At 73.4% G+C, this 21,562-nt stretch carries 21 protein-coding genes; 9 read left to right on the top strand and 12 right to left on the bottom strand.

The features are described 5' to 3' along the window. The first annotated feature begins 65 nt into the window (after window positions 1–65). Genes CLV30_RS22945 through CLV30_RS22935 form a run of 3 tightly spaced genes read left to right on the top strand, consistent with a single transcriptional unit; the run spans window position 66 to window position 1,560 of the window. Window positions 66–518 carry an acyl-CoA thioesterase gene (locus CLV30_RS22945; protein WP_106539577.1) on the top strand — a complete coding sequence of 151 codons (453 nt, stop codon included), beginning with the start codon at window positions 66–68 and terminating at the stop codon, window positions 516–518. Beyond that, the gene (locus CLV30_RS22940; protein ID WP_106539576.1) at window positions 515–919 is read left to right on the top strand and encodes an acyl-CoA thioesterase; all 405 of its coding nucleotides are present in this window, start codon (window positions 515–517) and stop codon (window positions 917–919) included. Before CLV30_RS22945 ends, CLV30_RS22940 begins: the two co-directional genes overlap by 4 nt. Further along, window positions 916–1,560, top strand: coding sequence for a DUF8185 domain-containing protein (locus tag CLV30_RS22935; RefSeq protein WP_106539575.1), 645 nt, complete (start codon window positions 916–918; stop codon window positions 1,558–1,560). The genes CLV30_RS22940 and CLV30_RS22935 overlap by 4 nt, the downstream gene beginning before the upstream one ends. Window positions 1,561–1,775: 215 nt before the next feature. On the opposite strand, the gene CLV30_RS22930 is transcribed toward CLV30_RS22935, so the two are convergent. Next, complete coding sequence (locus tag CLV30_RS22930; protein ID WP_106539574.1) at window positions 1,776–3,419, bottom strand: glycoside hydrolase family 13 protein; 1,644 nt, start codon at window positions 3,417–3,419, stop codon at window positions 1,776–1,778. A gap of 37 nt (window positions 3,420–3,456) precedes the next feature. Further along, a complete protein-coding gene (locus CLV30_RS22925) occupies window positions 3,457–4,119 on the bottom strand; it encodes a hypothetical protein (protein ID WP_205741064.1) in 663 nt (220 codons plus the stop codon). A 54-nt stretch (window positions 4,120–4,173) separates the two neighbouring features. Here CLV30_RS22925 and CLV30_RS22920 point away from each other — a divergent pair, with 54 nt between their 5' ends. Continuing rightward, the gene (locus tag CLV30_RS22920; protein WP_106539572.1) at window positions 4,174–4,704 is read left to right on the top strand and encodes a mycothiol transferase; all 531 of its coding nucleotides are present in this window, start codon (window positions 4,174–4,176) and stop codon (window positions 4,702–4,704) included. Here the strand turns inward: CLV30_RS22920 and CLV30_RS22915 are convergent. The 5 genes from CLV30_RS22915 to CLV30_RS22895 all read right to left on the bottom strand — a co-directional run bounded on the left by CLV30_RS22915 (window position 4,701) and on the right by CLV30_RS22895 (window position 12,113). Beyond that, entirely contained in the window at window positions 4,701–5,387 is a 687-nt protein-coding gene (locus tag CLV30_RS22915) for an ABC transporter ATP-binding protein (RefSeq protein ID WP_106539571.1), read from the bottom strand. The genes CLV30_RS22920 and CLV30_RS22915 overlap by 4 nt on opposite strands. Next, a complete protein-coding gene (locus tag CLV30_RS22910) occupies window positions 5,384–6,301 on the bottom strand; it encodes an ATP-binding cassette domain-containing protein (protein ID WP_106539570.1) in 918 nt (305 codons plus the stop codon). Before CLV30_RS22910 ends, CLV30_RS22915 begins: the two co-directional genes overlap by 4 nt. Beyond that, window positions 6,298–8,967 carry an FtsX-like permease family protein gene (locus CLV30_RS22905; RefSeq protein ID WP_106539569.1) on the bottom strand — a complete coding sequence of 890 codons (2,670 nt, stop codon included), beginning with the start codon at window positions 8,965–8,967 and terminating at the stop codon, window positions 6,298–6,300. The genes CLV30_RS22910 and CLV30_RS22905 overlap by 4 nt, the downstream gene beginning before the upstream one ends. After that, window positions 8,964–11,591: an FtsX-like permease family protein gene (locus tag CLV30_RS22900; protein ID WP_106539568.1), complete on the bottom strand. Its 2,628-nt coding sequence runs from the start codon at window positions 11,589–11,591 to the stop codon at window positions 8,964–8,966. The genes CLV30_RS22905 and CLV30_RS22900 overlap by 4 nt, the downstream gene beginning before the upstream one ends. 132 nt (window positions 11,592–11,723) lie before the next feature. Continuing rightward, complete coding sequence (locus CLV30_RS22895) at window positions 11,724–12,113, bottom strand: globin (RefSeq protein ID WP_106539567.1); 390 nt, start codon at window positions 12,111–12,113, stop codon at window positions 11,724–11,726. Between the two features lie 130 nt (window positions 12,114–12,243). Here CLV30_RS22895 and CLV30_RS22890 point away from each other — a divergent pair, with 130 nt between their 5' ends. Next, window positions 12,244–12,669: an OsmC family protein gene (locus tag CLV30_RS22890; protein WP_106539566.1), complete on the top strand. Its 426-nt coding sequence runs from the start codon at window positions 12,244–12,246 to the stop codon at window positions 12,667–12,669. Between the two features lie 142 nt (window positions 12,670–12,811). Here CLV30_RS22890 and CLV30_RS22885 read toward each other — a convergent pair whose 3' ends face one another. Both CLV30_RS22885 and CLV30_RS22880 read right to left on the bottom strand, forming a co-directional pair. Next, complete coding sequence (locus tag CLV30_RS22885) at window positions 12,812–13,837, bottom strand: mechanosensitive ion channel family protein (RefSeq protein WP_106539565.1); 1,026 nt, start codon at window positions 13,835–13,837, stop codon at window positions 12,812–12,814. After that, window positions 13,834–15,954: a prolyl oligopeptidase family serine peptidase gene (locus CLV30_RS22880; RefSeq protein WP_205741063.1), complete on the bottom strand. Its 2,121-nt coding sequence runs from the start codon at window positions 15,952–15,954 to the stop codon at window positions 13,834–13,836. Before CLV30_RS22880 ends, CLV30_RS22885 begins: the two co-directional genes overlap by 4 nt. Window positions 15,955–16,053: 99 nt before the next feature. Here CLV30_RS22880 and CLV30_RS22875 point away from each other — a divergent pair, with 99 nt between their 5' ends. Then, window positions 16,054–16,506, top strand: coding sequence for a VOC family protein (locus CLV30_RS22875; protein ID WP_106539634.1), 453 nt, complete (start codon window positions 16,054–16,056; stop codon window positions 16,504–16,506). A 36-nt stretch (window positions 16,507–16,542) separates the two neighbouring features. Here CLV30_RS22875 and CLV30_RS22870 read toward each other — a convergent pair whose 3' ends face one another. Then, window positions 16,543–16,938, bottom strand: coding sequence for a VOC family protein (locus tag CLV30_RS22870; protein WP_106539564.1), 396 nt, complete (start codon window positions 16,936–16,938; stop codon window positions 16,543–16,545). A 124-nt stretch (window positions 16,939–17,062) separates the two neighbouring features. Here CLV30_RS22870 and CLV30_RS22865 point away from each other — a divergent pair, with 124 nt between their 5' ends. The 3 genes from CLV30_RS22865 to CLV30_RS22855 all read left to right on the top strand — a co-directional run bounded on the left by CLV30_RS22865 (window position 17,063) and on the right by CLV30_RS22855 (window position 19,911). Continuing rightward, complete coding sequence (locus CLV30_RS22865; RefSeq protein ID WP_106539633.1) at window positions 17,063–17,578, top strand: putative immunity protein; 516 nt, start codon at window positions 17,063–17,065, stop codon at window positions 17,576–17,578. Window positions 17,579–17,679: 101 nt separating this feature from the next. Continuing rightward, entirely contained in the window at window positions 17,680–18,360 is a 681-nt protein-coding gene (locus CLV30_RS26120; protein WP_205741061.1) for a hypothetical protein, read from the top strand. Continuing rightward, complete coding sequence (locus CLV30_RS22855) at window positions 18,361–19,911, top strand: DNA polymerase Y family protein (protein WP_106539562.1); 1,551 nt, start codon at window positions 18,361–18,363, stop codon at window positions 19,909–19,911. Between the two features lie 71 nt (window positions 19,912–19,982). Here CLV30_RS22855 and CLV30_RS22850 read toward each other — a convergent pair whose 3' ends face one another. Together CLV30_RS22850 and CLV30_RS22845 are read right to left on the bottom strand one after the other, a co-directional pair. Then, a complete protein-coding gene (locus tag CLV30_RS22850; RefSeq protein ID WP_165358725.1) occupies window positions 19,983–20,726 on the bottom strand; it encodes a GNAT family N-acetyltransferase in 744 nt (247 codons plus the stop codon). Between the two features lie 32 nt (window positions 20,727–20,758). Further along, window positions 20,759–21,217, bottom strand: a complete 459-nt coding sequence (locus CLV30_RS22845) for a nuclear transport factor 2 family protein (protein ID WP_106539560.1) — start codon at window positions 21,215–21,217, stop codon at window positions 20,759–20,761. Window positions 21,218–21,562 lie beyond the last annotated feature (345 nt).

Here is a 21,562-nt window from a genome sequence, read left to right as displayed (position 1 = left end):
GCCCCGGCGCCCGCCCGAGCGGGCCGCCGGGGTGTGCCGTTCCGGCGTGCGGCAGGATGGGGAGCGTGCCTCGACACGTCACGCACGTCCCCCTCCGCTGGGCGGACATGGATGCGTTCGCCCACGTCAACAACGTCGTCTACCTGCGCTACCTGCAGGAGGCGCGCGTGGACATGCTCTTCGTGCACGCACCGCGTCACGGCGCCGAGCAGCTGGCCGAAGGCGTGGTGGTCGCCCGGCACGAGGTCGGCTACCGCGCGCCGCTGCAGTTTCGTGCCGGTGCGGTGCGGGTGGAGACGTGGGTGAGCGCCATCGGCAACGCATCGTTCACGCTGGGCTACGAGGTGCTGGACGTGAACGGCGACGGCGAGCGGGTGGTCTACGCGGTGGCCTCGACCGTCCTGGTGCCGTACGACCTCGAGGACGCCCGCCCGCGCCGGGTCAGCGACGAGGAGCGGCTGGTGCTGGAGTCGTTTCTCGAGACCGACGGACCGTTGCCGGGGAGGTCAGCCGCGTGAGGCACACCTACGAGTGCTCGGTCCGCTTCGACGACCTCGACGCGTTCGGGCACGTCAACAACGTCACGTTCGCCGAATACCTGCAGGAGGCGCGGGTCGACTTCGCCTACCGTCATCTGGCCTACGGCGACGCCCCGCACCAGGGCTCGGTCGTCGTGCACCAGTCCATCGACTATCTGGCGCCGGTGCCGTTCCGCTCCGAACCGCTGCAGGTGCACGTCTGGGTGACCCGCATCGGCACGTCGTCGTTCGACCTGGCCTACGAGGTCAGCGACGCGACCACGCTGTTCGCCCGCGCCACCGGCTCACTCGTGGCCTACGACGTGAGCGCAGGGAGCCCGCGCCCGATCAGCGACGACGAGCGCGCCACACTAGAGCGCTTCGTCGAGGAGGCCGCGTGACGTCCCTGGTCCCGGCGCAAACGGGCGCCGCTGCCGATCTGGCGACGTTCGCCCGCCGGGTGTCGTCGTTCGAGCCGGACGCGGTGGTGCGCATCGTGTCGTACGGCGCCGTCGTCGGCTGTTTCGCCGAGACGCCGTTCGATGCTCTGGCCCTGCGAGCGGTGGCCCTGGCCGAGCCTGCCGAGATCGACGTGGTGGTGGAGGCGGGGACGCTCGCGGCCCGGGCCGTGGGAGCCGGCGGCGTCCTGGAACTGCCGCCGCCGTTGCCCGCGCTGCGGTGGGCCAGCAGCCTTCCGCCGCGCACCGGGTGGACCGAGCTGCAACGGCTGCCTACCGACGCGGTAGTGGCCCGCGTCGACGAAGGCATCGAGGAGTTCAAGTCCCGCGCCGGCGAGGTCGCGGACGGTTCGTCGCCGCGAGCGGGCCGGGCCGCGCTCGAGGGCCTGGCGACTGAGATCTGGGACCGCGAGCTCGCCGCCGGTGTTCCGCTGCGGCTGGCGCACGCCGCCTCGTCGTACGGCTTCATGCCCGGCGCGGACGACAGTGAGGTCGTACTCCGCGAGGCGGGCGCGTGGTGGCGCTTCGACGCCCCCAACGGCGCCGTCCTGGCCCGCAGCGGCCCCGCCCTGTTCGCGCTGTAGGGCACTCGGGGCGGTGGCAGGTCACTCGGGGCGTTGACGAGATCTCGCGCCGCCTGTCCGGGCGCGGGTTGCTGGTTCTGTGCGGCTGCACACAGCGGACGGTCGTCGTTTGCGGGAGTTGACACGGTGGTCAACAGTTGTCTCCCGTGTCATCCTCCTGCAAAAGCGAGTCGCGATCCTGTCCGTCGTCTCTCAGCTGGACCGAGGATCGAGAGTCAGAGTGCGAGCCAGGCGGCGGCGTCACCGGGCAGGCGGCCGTCGTCGGTCAGCTCGGCGCTGGTGAGCAGGATCGAACGGTGCTCGGGCAGCACCGCCGGCTCGGCGCCGAGGTTGACGACGCACGCGAACCCGGAGCCGCGCCGGAACGCGACCACGTCGGAGCCGACCCCCTCGATCCAGCTCAACGGCTCGGCCGCGGGCACCACCTCGCGACGGGTCCGCAGCGCCGCGCGGTAGAGATGCAGCAGCGACGCCTGGTCGGCATCGGCCGCCTCGACCGAGCGTGCGCCCCAGCCTGCCGGCTGCGGCAGCCACGAGCCGTCGGCCCCGAACCCGGACGACGGGCCGTCCACGGTCCACGGCAGCGGCACCCGGCAGCCGTCCCGGCCACGTTCGGTGTGCCCGGAGCGCTCCCACACGGGGTCCTGCAGGGAGTCCTCGGGCAGGTCGAGGACCTCCGGCAGGCCGAGCTCCTGGCCCTGGTAGATGTACGCGCCGCCGGGCAGCGCCAGCATCAGCAGCGCTGCGGCACGCGCGCGCCGCAGCCCGAGCTGTTCGTCGACCGGGCCGGTGGCGGTCCGTGCGCTGCCGTCGCCGGCGGCGGTGGCGCCCCGCCCGTAGCGGGTCACCACCCGTTCGACGTCGTGGTTCTCGAGCACCCAGGTGGCCGGCGCGCCGACGGACGCGAGCACGGTGATCGACTCGTCGATCGAGCGGCGCAGGTCCTGCGCGTCCCACGCCGACTTGAGGTAGTCGAAGTTGAACGCGCTGTGCAGCTCGTCGTCGCGCAGGTAGCGGGCCAGCCGTTCCGGCGGGTGCACCCACGCCTCGGCGACGTAGAGCCGGGGCGGGTCGTAGGAGTCGGCGAGCTCACGCCAGCCCCGGTAGATCTCGTGCACGCCCTCGCGGTCGAAGAACGGGTGGTCGGCGATGCTGGGCCGGTCCAGCAGCCCGGACTCGTCGTACGGCAGGTCCGGCATGGTCATGTCCTTGACCATCCCGTGCGCGACGTCGATGCGGAAGCCGTCGACGCCGAGGTCGAACCAGAACCGGAGCACGTCCAGGAACTCCGCGCGGACCTCCGGGTTGGACCAGTCGAAGTCCGGCTGGGAGACGTCGAAGATGTGGAAGTACCACTGGCCGGGTGACCCGTCGGGTTCGGTGACGCGTTCCCAGGCGGGACCGCCGAAGACGCTGCGCCAGTTGTTGGGCGGCTGGTCGCCGTTCGGGCCGGTGCCGTCGCGGAAGATGTAGCGCGCCCGTTCCGGGGATCCGGGCGGCGCGGCCAGCGCCTCCTTGAACCACGCGTGCTCCCACGAGCTGTGGTTGGGGACGATGTCCAGCAGGATCCGCAGCCCGAGTCCGTGCGCCTCGTCCAGCAGCGCCTTGGCCTGGGTGAGGTCACCGAAACGGGGGTCGATGTCGCGGAAGTCGGCGACGTCGTAGCCGCCGTCGTTCAGCGGGGACGGGTACCAGGGATTGATCCACAGCGCGTCGACGCCGAGGTCGCGCAGGTAGGGCAGCCGGTCACGGAGACCGGCGATGTCCCCTTCACCGTCGCCGTTGCCGTCGGCGAACGAGCGGATGTAGACCTGGTAGATGATCGCGTCGCGCCACCAGTCGCGGGAAGCCTGAGTCACGGGACACCACTGTAAGTCACCGTGGGTGGCGTCGTCGTCAACGGCGGCCGGGACGCAGCAGCACCTCGCTGCCCACCGGGACGAACCCGGCCGCCAGGAACGCCCGCAGCGACCGTGCGTTGCCCGGGCTGACGGCGGCGAACACCGGCTCCCCGGCGGGGACGTGCCCGAGTGCGGCGGTCAGCAGCGACCGGCCACGTCCGTCACCGCCGGGTTCGGTCTCGATGCTGATCTCGCGGCGTCCGGCGAGCCCGTCGGCCAGCGTCAACAGGCCGCGGTCGTCGCCGTAGACGTCCACGTTGCGGCGCAGCGCCCGTGCACGGCGCACCCGGTCGTGCCCGTCGGCGTCGGTGCGGCGCGGCAGGGACGGCTCGCCGCGGCCGGGCGCGACGAGCGTCAGGTCGATCACGCCGACCCACCCGTCGGGGCCGGCGAGGCGCCGCAGGAAGTCCGGCGCCATCGAGCCGCCGTACCCGTCCGGGCCGGCCGCGCCCGGCTCGTCGGCCGTCACCACCTCGTCCGGCGGCAGCGCGGTGGCCACGACGGCGTGCCCGGTGAACGCGACCGAGCACTCCAGCCCGTCACCCGGCGGGCCGAGCACGGTCACGGCGCCGTCGGCCGGCGGGAAGCGACCCTCGAACGCGTCGAGGTACATGTCGTGCAGGGGATGCAGGCCGGGGCACGATGTGTTCGACTGCACGAGAGCGAGGGTAGTCACCGTGCATAGGCGACCCGACTGACAGGAGACGTTCAGGTGAGAAGTTCCGAGGTGCTGATCGACGCCTTCGACCGGGTGCGGCAGAACGTCCACTCCGCCGTCGGCGGGCTGTCTCCGGAGCAACTGACGGTGCGGCTGGACAGCCAGGCGAACTCGATCGCCTGGCTGGTGTGGCACCTGACACGGATTCAGGACGACCACGTGGCCGACGTGGCCGGTACCCGGCAGGCCTGGATCGCCGAGGGCTGGGTCGACTTCTTCGGGCTGCCGTTCGACCCGCTCGACACCGGCTTCGGACACGGCAGTGACGACGTCGCGGCGGTGCGGGTGGACTCCGGGGATGTGCTGACCGGGTACCACGACGCGGCGTACGCGCGGACGGTGTCGTATCTCGAGCGGCTCGCCGACGCCGACCTGGACCGGGTGGTGGACGAGTCCTGGACGCCGGTCGTGACCCTCGGCGCCCGGCTGGTGAGCGTGGCGAACGAGGACGCCCAGCACGTGGGCCAGGCGGCGTTCGTCCGTGGCGTCGTCGAGCGCGGCGCGGTGCCGCCGGTGGCCGGTTAGTCCTGCGGGGCCGCCTCGATGCGGCCGTCGTGCAGGTGCAGCACCCGGTCGGCGTAGGACACCAGCGTCTCGTCGTGGGTGGCGACGAGGGCGGCGCTGGACGCGTCGTGCACCAGGTCGCGCAGCAGGCCGACGACGGTCTGGCCGGTCTCCGAGTCGAGCTGGCCGGTGGGCTCGTCGGCCAGCAGCAGCCCGGGGCGCGGAGCGAGGGCGCGGGCGATGGCCACCCGCTGCTGCTGCCCGCCGGAGAGCTCACCGGGGCGCTGCTCGGCGTGCGGCTCGAGGCCGACGACGTGCAACAGCTCGTCGACCCGGCGGTCGCGCTCGGTAGCGGGCGTGCGCAGCATGCGCAGCGGCACCCCGATGTTCTCGCGGGCGGACAGGAACGGCAGCAGGCCGAAGGACTGGAACACGAAGCCGACGCGTCCGCGGCGCAGGCGCTGCAGGCCGGCGTCGTCCATCGATCCGAGTTTCTCGCCGTCGATGGTGACCTCGCCGCCGTCCGGGCGGTCCAGCCCGCCGACGACGTTGAGCAGTGTCGTCTTTCCGGAGCCGGAGCGGCCCACCAGCGCGACGAGCTCACCCGGCACGAGCGACAGCGACACTCCGCCGAGGGCGTGCACGGTGCTCGGCCCGCGGCGGAACGTGCGGACCACGTCATCGACGGTGACCAGTGGACTCATCGGCGTTCATCCTCCTGCCCGGACGGCCACATGCCGACGTGGTCGGGTTCCAGCTCGAGCCGGACGCGGTCGCGCAGCCCCAGCTGGTCGACGAACTCGCGCGGGATCTGCACCCGGCCGGCACGGTCGAGCACGGCGTACTCCTCGGCCACGATCCGCTCGTGGCCCTCGGCGGTCAGCTCGGTGCGGCGCCGCACCTCGCTGGAGGTGCGCCCGTCGCGGATCGCGACGGTGCGGTCGACGTGCCCGGCCACGTCCGGATCATGGGTGACGATGACCACGGTCGTGCCGAGCTCGGCGTTGGTGCGGCGCAGCGCGGCGAAGACCTCGTCGCCGGTGGCGGAGTCCAGCTCGCCGGTGGGCTCGTCGGCGAACAGCACCCGCGGCCGGTTGGCCACGGCCACGGCGACGGCGCAGCGCTGCTGCTGACCGCCGGACAGCTCGCCCGGGCGCCGATCACGGCAGTCGGCGATGCCGAGCAGCTCCAGCAGCTCGCCGGCTCGTGCGCTGCGCTGCGACCGTGGCGTCCCCGCGATCAGCAGTGGCAGTTCGACGTTCTCGGCCGCGGTCAGGAACGGCATCAGGCCGCGTGCGGTCTGCTGCCAGACGAACCCCGCGACGTCGCGGCGGTACGCCGCGCGGTCCCGCCCGGACATCTCCAGCAGGTCGTGCCCGGCGACCAGAGCGCGCCCGGCGGTGGGCACGTCGTTGCCGGAGAGGATGTTCAGCAGCGTCGACTTGCCGGAGCCGGAGGCGCCGACGACGGCCAGCAGTTCGCCGGGCTCGACGAGGAGGTCGAGCCCCTGCAGCGCCACCACCTCGACGCCTTCGGTCTGGTAGATCCGGACCAGGTTGTCGCAGCTGATGTCGTATCCGTCGGACAGGCTGGTCATGCTCGCCTCCGTTGCCGTCATGTCGATTCTCCCGCCTGGACGGTGGCGCCGAGACCGGCACGCCGCACGGCGACGACCGCACCGAGCACGGCGAGCAGGACGACCCCGAGCACGGCCGCGGCGGTGCCGGCCGCCTGTGGCAGGTTCGCGACGGCGGGGGCGTCACCGGTCAACGCGCCGGACAGCGCCGGCAGATCGAGTGCGCCGGCGATGACGAGACCGGTCCCGGTGCCCACGCCGATGCCGGCGAGCGCGGCGACGACCGACACCGGCACCACCTCGGCGGCCGTGAGCGCGGCCGACTGCCGCGTCGTCAGCCCGAGGGTGCGCAGCACCGACAGCCCGTGCAGGCGGGCGCGTTCGCCGATGGCCAGGCCGAGGACGGCGGCCGCGGCGGCCAGCACCGCGCTGACCGCGGTGACGACCTGGAACACGGTCAGCACGGCGTTCAGGACGCTGTCGCCGTAGAGCGAGGTGAGCGCGTCCGCCCGGGTCGAGACCACGCCCGGCTCGATCTCCAGCGCGCGGGCGACGCCGGCGGCCGTGACGTCGCCGCTGACGTAGACGACGCTCGGCCACGGGGGCATCGCCTCGGCCACCGGCGCCATCGGCACCACCAGGGTGGTGCCGGAGGTCGCGCCGGGCACGTCCTGGAACGTCTCGACCACCTCGACGGTGGTGGTGCTGTCGCCGAGCGTGACGTCGAGGCGGTCGCCGGCGCCGACGACGTCGATGCTGCCCTTCAGCACCGCCGCCGGCGCGCCGGAGTCCGTGGATCGTCGCATCGCCTCGAGTACCTCGGGCCGTTCCGGCGAGGCGGCGACGACGTCGTCCCAGGCGGCGACGTCGACGGCCAGGATGTCGACGCCGGCGGCGCGCCCGTTCTCGAGGTTGATCGGCCGCTGGGCGGTGAACACGTTCCCGGTGGCGACGCTGTCGGCGCCGGGAATGTCGTCGATGCGCTCGGGATCCACCCGGATCACGTCGGACTCGGCGACCGCGTCGCCGGTGACCTCGTTCCACGACGCGGCCTGCCGTGCCTGCTCCACGCTGGCCTGCACCGTCCCGCCGAAGGTGGCCACGCCGATGGCGACGAGCAGCGCGATGACCGGCAGGACCGCATGCGCGGGAGCGCGCGCGGCGCGGGTGACCGCGAGGAACGGCGTGGCCGCGTCACCGCGGCGCAGCATCGGCAGGACGGCGGCCAGCAGGTACGGAACCACCCGGAAGATCACCAGGCCGGTCGCCGCGGCGAGCAGGATCGGCGTGAGCGACACGACCGGATCGGCACCGGCGTCGGGCCGGCGGGTGCCGGCGAGCCACAGCGCCAGCCCGGCGACGACCACGGCGGCGGCCTCCGCGACGAGCCGGCGCGGCGTCGGCCGGACGGCCGCGGTGTCCGCTCGCGCGGCGGAGCCCGGCGAGGCGATGGGGGAGCGGCTCGCGGCACGGAGCCCGGCGAGCGGCAGCGCGACGGTGGCGACGGCGGCGGGTGCGGCGGCCAGCAGCACGCTGAGCGTCCCGCCGTCACCGGCGACGGTGGCGACGGCGGCGACGGCGGCCAAGCCCGCCGCGGGCACCGCGACGACGGCGGCGTCGAGCGCCAGCAGACGCGCCAGGGCGCCTCGGCCGGCTCCGCGGGTCCGGGCCAGCGCGATCTCGTCGGCGCGCCGTTCGGCCAGGTAGCGCACCGCCAGCAGGGTCAGCGCCAGGCACAGCGCGGCAAGCGAGACGATCCCGAAGCCGACGACGCCCTCGGCGGCGGAGCGCTTCGCCGGGTAGCCGGCGAGCACGTCGGTCAGCCCGCTGGACCACATGGTGGCCGAGGACAGCCGCCGCAGCTGCGAGGTGACGGCGTCGAGCTCCGACGCGTCGGCCGCGGCGGCCTCGATGGCGACGTGCCACTCGGCGTCGACGGACTCGCCGGTCGCGGCGATCCACGGTTGCATCAGTTCCGGACCGCTCAGCAGCGTCCCGGTGGTGATACGCGGCTGCGCGCCCGGCTCGCCGAGATCCGGTTCGGCCGCGGTGCGCGCGTCGGCCCAGAACGGGTCGTCCGGATCCGCCGGCTCGATCAGCCCGGTCAGCCGGACCGCCGGGCGCTGAACCGACGCGGCGTCGGGCGGCTCGGCGATACCGGTCACCGGACGTCGCTCGACCGTGACGACGTCCCCGATCTGGAGCTCGAGTGCCTCGGCGACCGGGCGGGTGGCGACCACGTCGACGACGCTCGACCCTTCCTGCTCGGTGACGCCCGACGGCGGCGAGCCCTCGACGACCCGGACCTTCTCGGTCAGCTCGTCGGGGAAGCGGACGTCCAGACGGCGCGGCCGCAGCCCGTCGTCGACCACGGCGCCGTTCTGGGTCACGAAGTACCGCGCGGTGCTGTGCACCGACCAGCGTCCGGCGCCAAGCAGGTCACCGAGCTCGGCGCCGGCGGACGAGCGCAGGGAGGCGATCCGCGCGTCGAGGGAGTCCGGCGTGGCGGTGACGGTGTCACGGGCGGACACGCGTGCCGTCGAGCCGGACTCCGCGACGGTGTCGCGCAGGGTCCGGTCGAGTCGCTCGTCGATCCAGCGCGGCGCACCCGCGCCGAGGGCTGCGCCGACAGCGACCACCAGTGCGAGCACGACCGCGGCCCGCCGGTGGGTCAGCAGCGAGCGCCGCAGCAGCGTCCAGACGCTCACCCGCCGCCTCCTTCCCGCAGCACCGCGGCGACGTCGAGGCGCCTGGTCAGCGCGGTCTGCACGGCGATCAGCGCGACCGTCAGCGCCACCACCGCCGCGGCGAGCGCGCCGACAATCGGCCACGGGACGTCCAGGTGCAGCGGCGGGACCGTAGAGGACCGCGCCAGCCCGGCCAGCCCGCCGACCGCGTGCGGGACCACCAGCCAGGCCACGACCAGCCCGAGCCCCAGACCGGTGACGGTAGAGAAACCGAGCAGCACGGCGTGCTCGACCGCGACCGTCCCGGCGACACCGCGGCGGTCGAGCCCGATGGCGCGCAGTACCGCGTACTCGCCGGCACGGGCGCGGAACGACGTCAGCGCGTGCACGACGACGCCGATGAGCACGAAGACGGCGGCGAACCCCAGGCCGGCGGTGAGCCCGGTGCCCACGCCGGCCGATGACGGATCGTTCAGGGCCAACCGCCGTGCCCCGGCGTGGGTGGCCGTGTCCACGACCCCGGGCAGGTCCGCGGCAGCCGTCGCGGCGTCCCGGCCGTCGTCGGTGGTGGCGAGCCACCACTCGTCGGGGCGCTGCCGGTCCAGTGCGGAGGCGAGCGCGGCACCGTCGGTGAGCATCGCGTTCGGGGCGGTCGTGCCGGGGACCGCGTCGACGATGCCGGCGACCCGTACCGTCGTCCGTCCCGGCCCGCCGAGGTCGATGTCGGTGGCGTCGCCGGTGGACAGGCCGAACCGTTCGGCGAGGCCGGAGGTGACCAGCGCGGGCACGGTGCCGTCGTCACCGACGCCGAGCAGTTCCAGCTTGGACCCGGCCGGTCCGCCGGCCAGCCGCGCGTCCCAGCGCGCTGTCGTGCCCGCGCGCCGCGGGTCGACGCCGACGACGTCCACGGTGACGTCGCCGGTGGTGCGGACCTCGGTCCGCACCACCGGCATCGCCTGCTCGACACCCGGCAGCCGCAGCATGCGATTCTCGTCCGGAGATTCACCGCCGGCGCCATCGGTGGTGACGCGCACGTCGGCCGGCTCGCTGACCTCGGCCCCGTCCACGCGGAACGTCTCCCAGGTCGACTGGGTCGTGGCGGCGAACACGCTGACGGTCACCGCCAGCACGACCAGTACGCTCGCGGCGACGTGCCGGGTGGTGCGCCGCGAGGTCTCCTGCCCGCCCAGCATCGCGGCGGCGCCGGCGAGGCGGCTGCCCACCGCGCCCGCCGCCCGGGCCACCCACGGCAGGGCGCGGATCAGCACCACGGCCCCGGCCAGCACCACCAGCGCGGGCGCCGCGACCAGGACCACCTCGGAGGCCTCCTCCGGAGGGCGCCGCAGTTGCTGCAGCGCGATCGCGCCGAGGGCCAGCAGCACGAGGTCGAGCCCGGCCCGCTGCGCGCCCGCGCGGCGCGGACGGGAGCTGTCGGCCACCACGCCGGTCATGGAACGCCCCGCCCGGACGTCGGCGGCGACCATCATGACCAGCCAGAGCGCCGCGACGCCGACGGAGACCGCCCACGCCGAGCCGGTCAGCACCGACTCGTCCAGCGCGGCGTCCGCGAGCGGCGGCGCGAGCACGGCCACCAGGACGGCGGGCACCGCGGTCCCGAGCGCCGACCAGCGCAGCACCGTCCGCTCGCCCGCGCCGCGCGACCGCAGCAGCGCCGTCGCCGGGGCACGGCGCACCGCGACCAGGCGCGCGGTGAACGCCAGCGCCCAGACCCCCAGCACGGTGAGCATCGCGACCACCACCAGCAGCAGCGCCCGCGTCGACGAGGCCGCGTCGTCCGCCCGCTCGACCAGCGCGGCGACGTCGCCGGTGACGGCCATCTGCTGGCCCGCCTCACCGGCGCGCAGGTCCGACAGCGTCGACGTGAGCCCACGCAACGCGTCCGCGGCGTGCCCGGCGCTGCCCAGCGTCACCGCGGAGGTGTCCAGGGGCAGCAGCCACTGCGCCGTGGCCGAGGACGCGACCACCCGGTCCAGCAGGTCGTCGCGGTCGAACAGCAGCGGCCCGAGCACGGTGAACCCGTCGCCGCCGGCCGGGCGGACGCCGGCGCCGTAGTCGCGCCAGACCGGATGCCCCGGCGCGTCGGGCTCGTAGGTGCCGACGACGGTGACCGGGACCGGGCCGGCCGAGCCGGTCAGCGGGCGCACCTCGATCGCATCGCCCGGCTCGAGGCCGAGCTCGTCGGCCGCCGCCCGGTGCACGACCGTCTCGGCGGCCGCCGCTCCGCCGTCGGGCCAGCGGCCGGCGTCGAGCCTCGCCCGCGACCCGGCGTCCTGGACGTAGCCCACGGCGACGCGTGTGCGGTCGGCGGTGCCGGGCAGGGTGAACGCGGTGCCGATGACCGTCGCGGTGACCGCGCCGACGACACCGGAGTCCGCGGCGGCCGAGCGCACGTCCTCGTCGAGCTCGGTCCAGCGCCCGTCCAGCCCGGTGCTGCCGGCGAGGCTCGCCTCGGCCGCGTCCGCGTCGTCGAGTGTGCGTTCCAGCGCGCTCTCGGCCACCGACGGCGCCAGGACCACAGCCGACACCAGGAGCACGGCGGTCACGAGCGCGGTCAGGCCGGCCGTCAGCGACACACCGAGATGGCCGGTGGCGCGGCGGCGGACGAGACGAGCGCTACCGAACACCTGACCTCTCCTCGTCGGCGCGGCACGCACCGGCGAGGAGCTCGCGGGCGGCACGACGTTTCGCGGCTTTCGCGGGAATGTACTCCGCGGCTTTCGCCGTGACCGACGCAGGGTCAGGATCGACCCGGCGGGTTACTCCTCGAACGTGTTGACCATGGAGTACGCCGCCCGCTCGAGGTAGTCCCACAACGTGTCGCGGTAGACGGGCGGGAGGTCCAGCTCGTCGAGAGCCACCCGCATGTGGTGCAGCCAGCGGTCGCGGGCGGCGGGGTTCACGGCGAACGGCGCGTGGCGCATCCGCAGCCGCGGGTGCCCGCGCTGCTCGGAGTAGGTGGTGGGCCCGCCCCAGTACTGCTCGAGGAACATCAGCAAGCGCTGCTCGGCGGGGCCGAGATCGTCCTCCGGGTACAGCGGCCGCAGCAGCGGATCCTCGGCCACGCCCTCGTAGAAACGGTGGACCAGGCGGGCGAACGTCTCGTGTCCGCCGACGGCGTCGTAGAAGTTGTCCAGGCGGGTGCTCACCCGCCCATCCTCGCCGCGCCGTCATGCGCCGTGCAAACGTGCGGGTGCCGCTGGACGGGCGCCGGACCCGTCGCGAGAAGATGGGCGTGCACGTGGAACTTGGCGCATGCCGTACATGAGAGGACTGTTCATGGCTACCACCCGTACCGCCACGACCCGCTGGGAAGGATCGCTGTTCGAGGGCAGCGGCCGCGTCACGCTCGACTCGTCCGCGTTGGGCACCTACGACGTCAGCTGGCCGGCGCGGGCCGAGGAGCCCGGAGGCAAGACGTCGCCGGAGGAGCTCATCGCCGCGGCGCACTCGTCCTGCTTCTCGATGGCGCTGTCGAAGCAGCTCGCCGACGCGGGTGCACCGCCAACGTCGCTGGGCACCTCCGCCGACGTGACGTTCCAGCCGGGTGAGGGCATCACCGGCATCAAGATCACCGTCCGCGGCGTGGTGCCGGGCATGTCCGCCGACGACTTCGTCGCGGCCGCCGAGGCGGCCAAGGAGGGCTGCCCGGTCAGCCAGGCGCTGAAGGGCACCACCATCACCCTGGACGCGGCCCTGGCCTGAGGTCGATGGTCCGGCGGTGGGCCGGCCGATACCGGTCCCGCCCGCGGCTCGTACCTCGCCGATGCCCGTCCGAACCCTGACCGGCATCAGCCGCCCCACCGCCTGAGTCCGCCCACCTTGAGCGCCCGAGGTCGGTCCGGGGTCAGGCGCCGCCCGCCTCCTTCCCGGGGTTGCGGAGGGCCTTGCGCACCTGCTCGTCCGCTGTGTCCTCCGACTGCTCGGCGGGCGGCTTGGGCGCGGCGGCGCTGTCCGGGCTCTCCTGCTTGATCCACAACGCACGCTGCGGGAACGGGATCTCGACGCCCTCGGCGTCGAAGCGGCGCTTGATCCGCTCGCGCAGCTCGCGCGCGACCTTCCACTGCTCGAGCGGGCGCGTCTTGACCACCAGCCGGATGACGATGCTGTCGGCGGCCAGCTGTTCCACGCCCCACACTTCGGGCTCCTCCAGGACGAGGTCGGCCCAGACCTCCTCGCCGGCCATCTCGACGGCGATCTCCTCGAGCAGCCGCCGCACCCGGGCGGTGTCGGACTCGTAGGCGACGCCGACGTCGACGACCGCCCGCGCCCAGTCCTGGCTGGAGTTGCCCAGGCGCATGACCTCGCCGTTGCGGACGTACCAGACGGTGCCGTCGATGGCGCGCAGCCGCGTCACGCGGAGGCTGACCGCTTCCACCACGCCGGACGCCTCGCCCATGTCGACGACGTCTCCGATGCCGTACTGGTCCTCCAGCAGCATGGCAGCACCGGCCAGGAAGTCCTTGACCAGGTTCTGGGCGCCGAACCCCAGGGCCACACCGGCGATGCCGGCCGACGCCAGCAGCGGGCCGACCGAGTAGCCCAGGATGTCCAGGATCATCACGACGACGATCACGCCGATGAGCACGGTCACGCTGCTCCTGAAGACCGAGCCCATGGTCTCCGCGCGCAACGACCGGCGCTCGGAGTACGCGCCGGTGCTGCCGAAGACGATCCGGGCCGCGTGCGTCGAGCCCAGGACCTCCTGCGGCGGCCTGCGGTCGACGGTGCGGGCGACAAGCCGGTTGATCAGTTTGTGCAGCAGGTACCGGACGACGAACGCGACGACCAGTAGCGCGACGATCCGCAGCGGCACGTCGAGCAGCACGTCGTGCCACCAGTCGGCGGTGAACCGGTCGGCGGCGGTGATCATGCCGGGTCCGAACCGAGCGTGGCGGCGAGGAAACCGAGCTGGTCTGCGGTGAGGTCGACGGTCCGTGACACGGCACGGGCGCTGTGCCCCACGTCGCCCTCGGCACGGACGAGCACCGGGCGGGTCTCGGAGTCCCCGGCGGTCGACGCCTGCAGCAGCGCGGCCATCTTGCGGGCGTGCAGCGGGTCGACGCGGGTGTCGCCGTCGAAGACGGTGAACAACACCGCCGGATACGTGACCCCGCCGTGGACGTGGTGGTACGGGGAGTAGCCGTACAGCCAGCCGAACTCGGTGACGTCGTCGGCCGTGCCGTACTCGTCACTCCACAACCGGCCCAGCCCGAACCGCTCGTAGCGGACCATGTCCAGCAGCGGTGCCGAGCACACGACGGCGCGGTAGAGCTCGGGGCGCTGGGTCAGCGCGGCGCCGACCAGCAGCCCGCCGTTCGAGCCCCCCGACACGGCCAGGTGCTCGTGCGTGGTCCAGCCCTGCTCGACCAGGTACTCCGCGGCGGCGTGGAAGTCGTCGAACACGTTCTGCTTGTTCTGGCGCATACCCGCGCGGTGCCACTGCTCGCCCTCTTCGGAGCCGCCGCGGAGGTTGGCGACCGCCCACACTCCGCCGGACTCGACCCAGGCGAGGATCGTCGCCGAGTACGCGGGGGTCATCGAGATGTCGAAGCCGCCGTAGCCGTAGAGGACGGTGGGCCGGGGGCCGGTGCTGTCCGCTGTTTCCGCGGCCGGTGAGATGACGATCATCCGGACCTCGGTGCCGTCCTTCGAGCGGTACGCGACCTGGGTGGAGCGCACGGCGGGCACGTCGACGGCGCCCGGGCTGCGGGCCCAGGTGCTGACGGCGCCGGTGCGCGCGTCGTAATGCAGGACGACCGGCGGCGTGGTGTGGTCGGTGTAGCCGAACCACGACTCGTGCCCGCCCTCGGGGCGCTCGGACAGCCCGCCGATGCTGCCGAGCCCGGGCAGCTCGATCGTGTGCAGGGCAGCGCCCGTGGCGAGGTCGTGCGCGGTCAGTTCGGCGACGGCGTGCCGGGTGCGGGCCGCGAGCACGACGGGACGGTCCAGCTCGGGGCCGTCGAGCAGGGCGAAGCCGTCGAACACGGCGGTGGGGTCCTCGGGCAGCAGGTCGCGCCAGTGCTCCGGTGCGGGCGTGGCGGGGTCGGTGACGGCCAGCCGCCGGCGCGGAGCGTCCAGGTCGGTGCTGACGTAGAGCCGGCCGTCCCGGCCGATGCGCAGGGCGGTGCGCGCGTCGAGGCCGGTGACCACCGGACGCAGGGCGGGCTCGTCGATCGGGCTCGCCTCGAGGTCGGCGATCCATGCGTCGTTGCGCGGTGACGTGCCCTGGGCGGCGGTGACGATCAGCCAACGACCGTCGTGGCTGACCGACACCCCGTAGAAGTCGGTCTTGTCGCGGCCGGAACCGAAGATCTCGACGTCGGCCTCCGGATCGGTGCCCAGGCGGTGCAGCCGGACGCGGCGGTGGTACTGCCGTTCGTCCTCCGGCACCGACCCCGGTGGCTGGCGGCGGACGTAGTAGAAGCCCTTGCCGCCGGGCAGCCAGGCCAGCGGCGAGACCCGGATGCGGTCGATGGGCCCGTCGACGATCTCGCCGGTGGCGACGTCCAGCACCCGGATCGACGACTCCTCGGTGCCGCCTTCGGAGAGCTGGTACGCCAGCAGGTCGCCCTCCTTGGACGGCTGCCAGGTGTCGAGCGTGGTGGTGCCGCCGGGGTCGATGGCGACGGGGTCGACGAGGACGCGTTCGGTGCCGTCGGGGTCGATCGTCAGCAGGACCGCGTGCTCCTGGTCGGGCAGCCGCCGGGTGTGGAAGGCCCGGTCCCCGCGCCAGACCGGCGTGCCGACCGAGCCGGCGCGCAGCAGCTCACCCAGCCGGTCGTGGAACCGGTCGCGGGAGGACCAGCGGGCACGGTGCTCGTTGAGCAGGACGTCCTGCGCCTGGGACCAGGCCTGGGTGGCCGCTGCCTCCGGATCCTCCAGTGTGCGGAACGGATCCGGCACGGTGTGCCCGTGCAGGATGTCGGCGTCGTCGCCGCGCGGGGCGGGTGGGTAGGTCAACGCAGAGATCGATCGCTCGGAAACCACGGGTCGACTGTAGCGGCGGCGGTACCGTCCTCGGTTGTCAGTGGGGACCGTCAGGATGTCGGTCAAGAACGGAGCAGCGGAATCGAGGAGGTGGCCGGCGTGCCGGACGGAGCAGAGTTCCCGGAACTCCGGCAGGTGGTGCTGGACTGCACCGACGCGCGGGCGCTGGCGGAGTTCTACCGCCAGTTGCTGGGCCTGCGGTACCGGCCGGGGGACGAACCGCCGGGGCCGGGCGAGCCGGACCCCGCGGGAGCCGACTGGCTGGTGTTGCGTGACTCCTCCGGTCGGCCGAGTGTGGCGTTCCAGCAGGTGAACCAGTTGCCGGAGGCGACGTGGCCCGAGGGGCCGGTGCCTCAGCAGCTGCACCTCGACCTGACGGTGCCGACGGCGGACGGGTTGCGAGATCAGCACGAGCGTGCCGTGGCGCTCGGGGCGCGGATGCTGCTCGACCGTTTCGACGATCCGGAGGAGCCGTTGCGGGTCTACGCCGACCCCGCCGGGCATCCGTTCTGCATCTTCGTGGCGCCGCCGTCAGCTCCGGCGCCGCCGTGAGGCTTGGCCCGGTCCGGTGCGGCGTGCGGCCCGCGATCAGGGGTGACGGCCGGCAAGGACGCAGAACTCGTTGCCCTCCGGGTCGGCCAGCACGACCCAGCTCTCGTCGCCCGTCTGGCCGACGTCGGCGTGTCGGGCACCCAGGTCGAGCAGGCGGCGGACCTCTTCGTCCTGCTCCCGGTCGGTCGGGTTGATGTCGATGTGGAGCCTGTTCTTGACGGTCTTGCCCTCGGGTACGGGTGCGAATGTCAACGTCGGTGGCACCGGGCCACGGCGGTTCTTGCCTTCAGGGACCATGGGGGAGCCGATCGTGACGGCCCCGTCGTCCTCGTCCTCGCCGTGCACCTCGTAGTCGAGGACCGAGCACCAGAACCGGGCGAGGCCGCCGGGGTCGGCACAGTCGATCGCGATCTCGGTGAACTTGCTTGCCATGTCAGGACCTCCCGATCGAGTAGCGGGGTGCGCCGAAGGGCACGCGGTGATCGAAGTGTTTCACGGCGGCCCCACCGAGTACGTTCGGCGGGCGGCTGTCAACGAGTCGGCGAAGGGGCCCGCCATGATCCTCCCGAAAGTGCGAGACCCTCGCTTCGTGACGATCCGCCGCGGTGGGACCCTCACCGATGCTGATCACCATCTCCTCGCTCTGTGGGCGGCGTCGTGCGCGGAGCACGTACTGGATCTTTTCGAGTCGGCTCGGCCCGAGGACCCGCGGCCGCGGCAGGCGATCGAGCATGCTCGCGCCTGGGTGCGTGGCGAGGTGAAGATGATGCAGGCCCGCGCGGCCGGCGGTCACGCCATGGGCGCGGCGAGAGATCTGCGTGGGGCCGCCCGGCACGCCGCCTACGCCGCTGGTCAGGCTGGGGCCGTCGCGCACGTCGCCGCGCACGAGCTTGGCGCTGCCGCCTATGCGATCAAGGCCGCCCGTGCCGCCGCGCCGACGGGCGAGGGTGCGGCCGCGGGGCGTCGCGAGTGCCGGTGGCAGCGTGACCAGCTCCCGGAGGCGATCCGCGAGCTCGTGCTCGACGATCAGCGGTTGCGCAACGAGATCTGCTGGTCGGTGTTCGACTGCTGAGCTCGTCCGCCTGATCGAGCCGCGCCGACCCGCGCCGAGCCGCACGAGAGTTCGGCTCACTCCACCTTGACTGAATCGAACGTGCGTTCGATCATAGTCGGGTGAGGGATCCATCGCTGGAGCAGGCCGAAGCGGCGTTGGCGGACGTGTCCGACCGGCTGGACGTGCGGCGGTTCGAAGAGTCGTCCCTTCCGGCGTTGCCGGCGTTGCGGCCGGTGCTTCCCGGGCTCCGTCGTGGCCAGGTGGTGACGGTCGACGGCGTCGGCGCGCTCGCGCTCGCCCTGATGGCGGGGCCGTCGCAGGCCGGGTCCTGGTGTGCGGTGGTGGGCGTGCCCGACCTCGGGGTGCCGGCGGCGTCGGGCATGGGCTGCGATCCGGAGCGGATGCTGCTGATCGACGAGCCGGGGGAGCGCTGGGTGGACGTGGTGGCGGCGTTGCTGGGTGCCGTTGACGTCGTCCTGGTGTGCCCGCCCGCCAGAGCGCCGTCGCCGGTGGTGCGCCGGCTGTCCGCGCTGGCGCGCACGTCCGGGTCCTGCCTGGTCGTGGCCGGTGCGTGGGAGGGCGCCATGGCCCGCCTCCGGGTCGAGTCATCGCTGTGGACGGGGGTGGGGCAGGGGCACGGACACCTGCGCGGACGGCGGGTGCGGGTCGTGGCCGAGGGACGTGGTGCAGGTGGTCGGTCTCGGTCCGCGTGGCTGTGGCTGCCCGGCCCGGACGGGTCGGTACGTCCGGCGGACCTCGTCGCCGTCGACGGCGAGCGGACAGCGGCGGGGGCGGCGTAGATGGGGCTTGCCCGCGCGCTCGTGCTCTGGTGTCCGGACTGGCCGCTGATCGCCATCGGTGTCGATCCGGCGCAGGCGGCGGTGGTGGTGGCGTCGGGCCGGGTGGTGGCGTGCTCGGCCGCGGCGCGGGCGGCCGGTGTGCGGCGCGGCCAGCGGCTTCGCGACGCCCAGCGGTACTGCCCGGACGTCGCCGTCCACGACGACGACCCGGACGGTCAGGCGCGCGCGTTCGAGCTGGTGGTCGCGGCAATGGAGGAGGCCTGCCCGCGGGTCGAGGTGATCCGTCCGGGGCTGGCGGCCGTGCCGGTTCGAGGGCCGGCGCGTTACTACGGAGGCGAGGGCGCGGTCGCGGCGACGGTCCGCGACGCCGTCCTCGAGTCCGGGTTCACCTGCGCGGTCGGAGTGGCGGACGGGACGTTCGCGGCCGATCTCGCCGCGCGGCGCGCGTGGGACGAGAGCTGCGGCGACGACGGTGGGCAGGGGGTTCGGGTGGTGCCGTCGGCGTCCACCGCGGCGTTCCTCGCGCCGCACCCGGTGGCGGTGCTGGAGATGCCGGAGTTGACCGACGTGCTCGTCCGGCTGGGGGTGCGCACGCTCGGCGACCTCGCGGCGCTGCCCGGGCGGGACGTGCTGGCCCGCTTCGGCGCCGACGGCGAGGCGGCGCACCGGCTGGCCTGGGGCCGGCAGGCGCGGGCGCCTGCCACCAGAGCGCCCGGCGAGGACCTCGGCGCCGAGTTCGAGTTCGACCCGCCGACGGCGCAGTCCGAGCCGGCGGTGTTCGCCGCCAAGAGCTTGGCCGACCGGATGCACGACAATCTCGCCGCGCGTGGGCTGGCCTGCACCCGGGTCGAGATCGAAGCGGTCACCGCCGACGGGCGCAGCCGGTCGAGGCTGTGGCGCCACGACGGCAGGCTGTCCGGGTTGGCGGTGGCCGAACGGGTCCGCTGGCAGTTGAACGCCTGGCGGACCTCGGGTGAGCTCGCCGCGGAGCTCACGTTCCTGCGGCTGGCGCCGGACCAGCTCGTCGTCGACACCGGAAGGCAGCTGACGCTGTGGGGCCGGCACGAGGTCGACGACGCCGTGGCCAGGGTCGCCGATCGGCTGCAGGTCATGCTCGGTCATGCCGCGGTGACCCGGCCGGTTCCGTCCGGCGGGCGTGGCCCGGCAGCGCAGGTGGCCCGGGTGCCCTGGGGAGACTCGACAGAGCCTGCGTCCCAGGTTCAGCGGCCGTGGCCCGGGCGGGTTCCCGACCCGGCGCCGTCGGTCGTCCATCCGGAGCCCGAGCCGGTGGACCTTCTCGACACGACAGGAGTCGCGGTGGTGGTGAGCGGGCGGTCCGTGGTGCCCGAGCCGCCTGTGCGTCTGGTGCTCGGCGACGGCACCGAGCTGGACGTCACCGGGTGGACCGGGCCGTGGCCGGCGTCGGAGCGCTGGTGGGACGCGCGTCGAGGGCGCCGTCTCGCCCGGCTGCAGGTCCTCACCGACGACGGCCGGGCCTGGCTGCTGCTCGTCGAACAGGGCCGATGGTCGGCCGAGGCGGTCTATGCGTAAGGTCCGGCGAGATGAACGGCGTGAACGTCCGGCCTGCGCTGATCGGTGACGCCGCGGCGATAGCTGAGCCGTTACACCCGCTCCGTGGGCGCGTAGAGCGACAGGGTCGCGGCGTACCGGACGAGGCCGAGGCGGCGGGCGACGGCCTGCGAGGACGTGTTCGACCACGAGGTGCTGTAGAGCGGAATGCGTCCGCCGGCCCGCACCAGTTCCGCCCAGTACGCGGTTACCGCCGTCGCCAATCCGCGGCCGCGGTACTCGGGCAGCGTCTCGACGCCGGCTTCACACGCCTCCGGCGCCGTCCGCGACGAGAAGCACACGGCGGCGGGCCGTTCGCCGTCGAACGCCGCGACCACCGGCTCACGCTGCGTCAGTATCGGCGTGAGCTCGGGAAAAGCGCTGCGTAGGACGGCTGCGGAGTTGGGTGGGCACTGGGCGACACGGACGTTGCCGGGAAGCTCGCCGGCCGGCGCGGACTCGGGTGTGAACCGGTAGGCAGGACCGGAGAAGAGGCTCGGTCCGATAGCCGACGACGGGGTGGCTGCGGTCACCACCTCGTCCGGCAGTGCGGTGAAAGCGTCGAGGTCCAGCGGCGGGTGTACCCGGGTTCGCCACGCGTGCAGGGCGTTCGTCAGTGCTGCCGGCGGATCGGGCGTCGTCCAGTAGTGCACGGCGCCGGACGTCACCGAGACGAAGCATCGTGGCGCGGCGGGCCGGCCGACGTCGTTGACCCGCTCCAGCGTCTCGTCGGGGCCGACGACGAACAGGGTCCGCGCCTGCAGACGGGCGGTTTCGTCGTGGTCGGGTTCACGCACCTGGGTACCGTACGTGACGGTCGTCCGAGCGTTCATCGGAGTGGGACGTCGTCGTCCTCGTCGTCGGTGCGCGGGCCGAACAACCGGCGTTCGCTCTGGCTGATACGGAGGTCGTTGATACTGGCTTCGCGGCGGCTCATCAGGCCCGTTTCGATGAACTCCCACAGTTCGTTCCCGTAGCTGCGCCACCACAGGCCGTCGTGGTCGTGCGACTCGTACTGGAAGCGGACGGCGATGCGGTGGCCACGGAACCCCCACAGGCTCTTGCGCAGCACGTAATCAAGCTCGCGTTCCCACTTGGCAGTGAGGAAGTCGACGATCTCGTCCCGGCCGGTGACGAATGTGTCGCGGTTGCGCCACACGGAGTCGGGTGTGTACGCGAGAGCCACGCGATGCGGGTCGCGGGTGTTCCAGGCGTCTTCAGCCGCTCGGACCTTCTGCAGGGCGGATTCCTCGTCGAAGGGCGGGAACGGCGGACGGGACTCGGGCATGGGTTCCGCCCGCGCGGCGAGGCACTACGCCCGTCACGGCCGAACCCAGCGGTAGCGGACGCGCCACTGCGGTTGACGTCCGCTGGATGTGTGCGGACGACAGCAACGGTTCTTGCTGGCCACGTCGCGTGCGGATGAGGACCGTCGTGGGCTCGGGTGAGCCAGAAGACGATGGTGATTCGAACATGTGTCTGATAGCGTGGGTTGCATGATCGATGGTTGGGGTGACGGGGTCGAGGCGCCGGACGGTGGTCCGGGCGGGTGGGGCGTCGACGCCTGGGTCGATGCGCCCGATGCGCCGTTGCCGGCCTCGTTGGTGGAGCGTGATGCGGCGTGGTGTCCGGG

The organism is Haloactinopolyspora alba, assembly GCF_003014555.1.
Taxonomy (GTDB): Bacteria; Actinomycetota; Actinomycetes; order Jiangellales; family Jiangellaceae; genus Haloactinopolyspora; species Haloactinopolyspora alba.
Note: the sequence above shows the minus strand (reverse complement) of the source record. Positions and strands in the feature narration are given on the sequence as shown.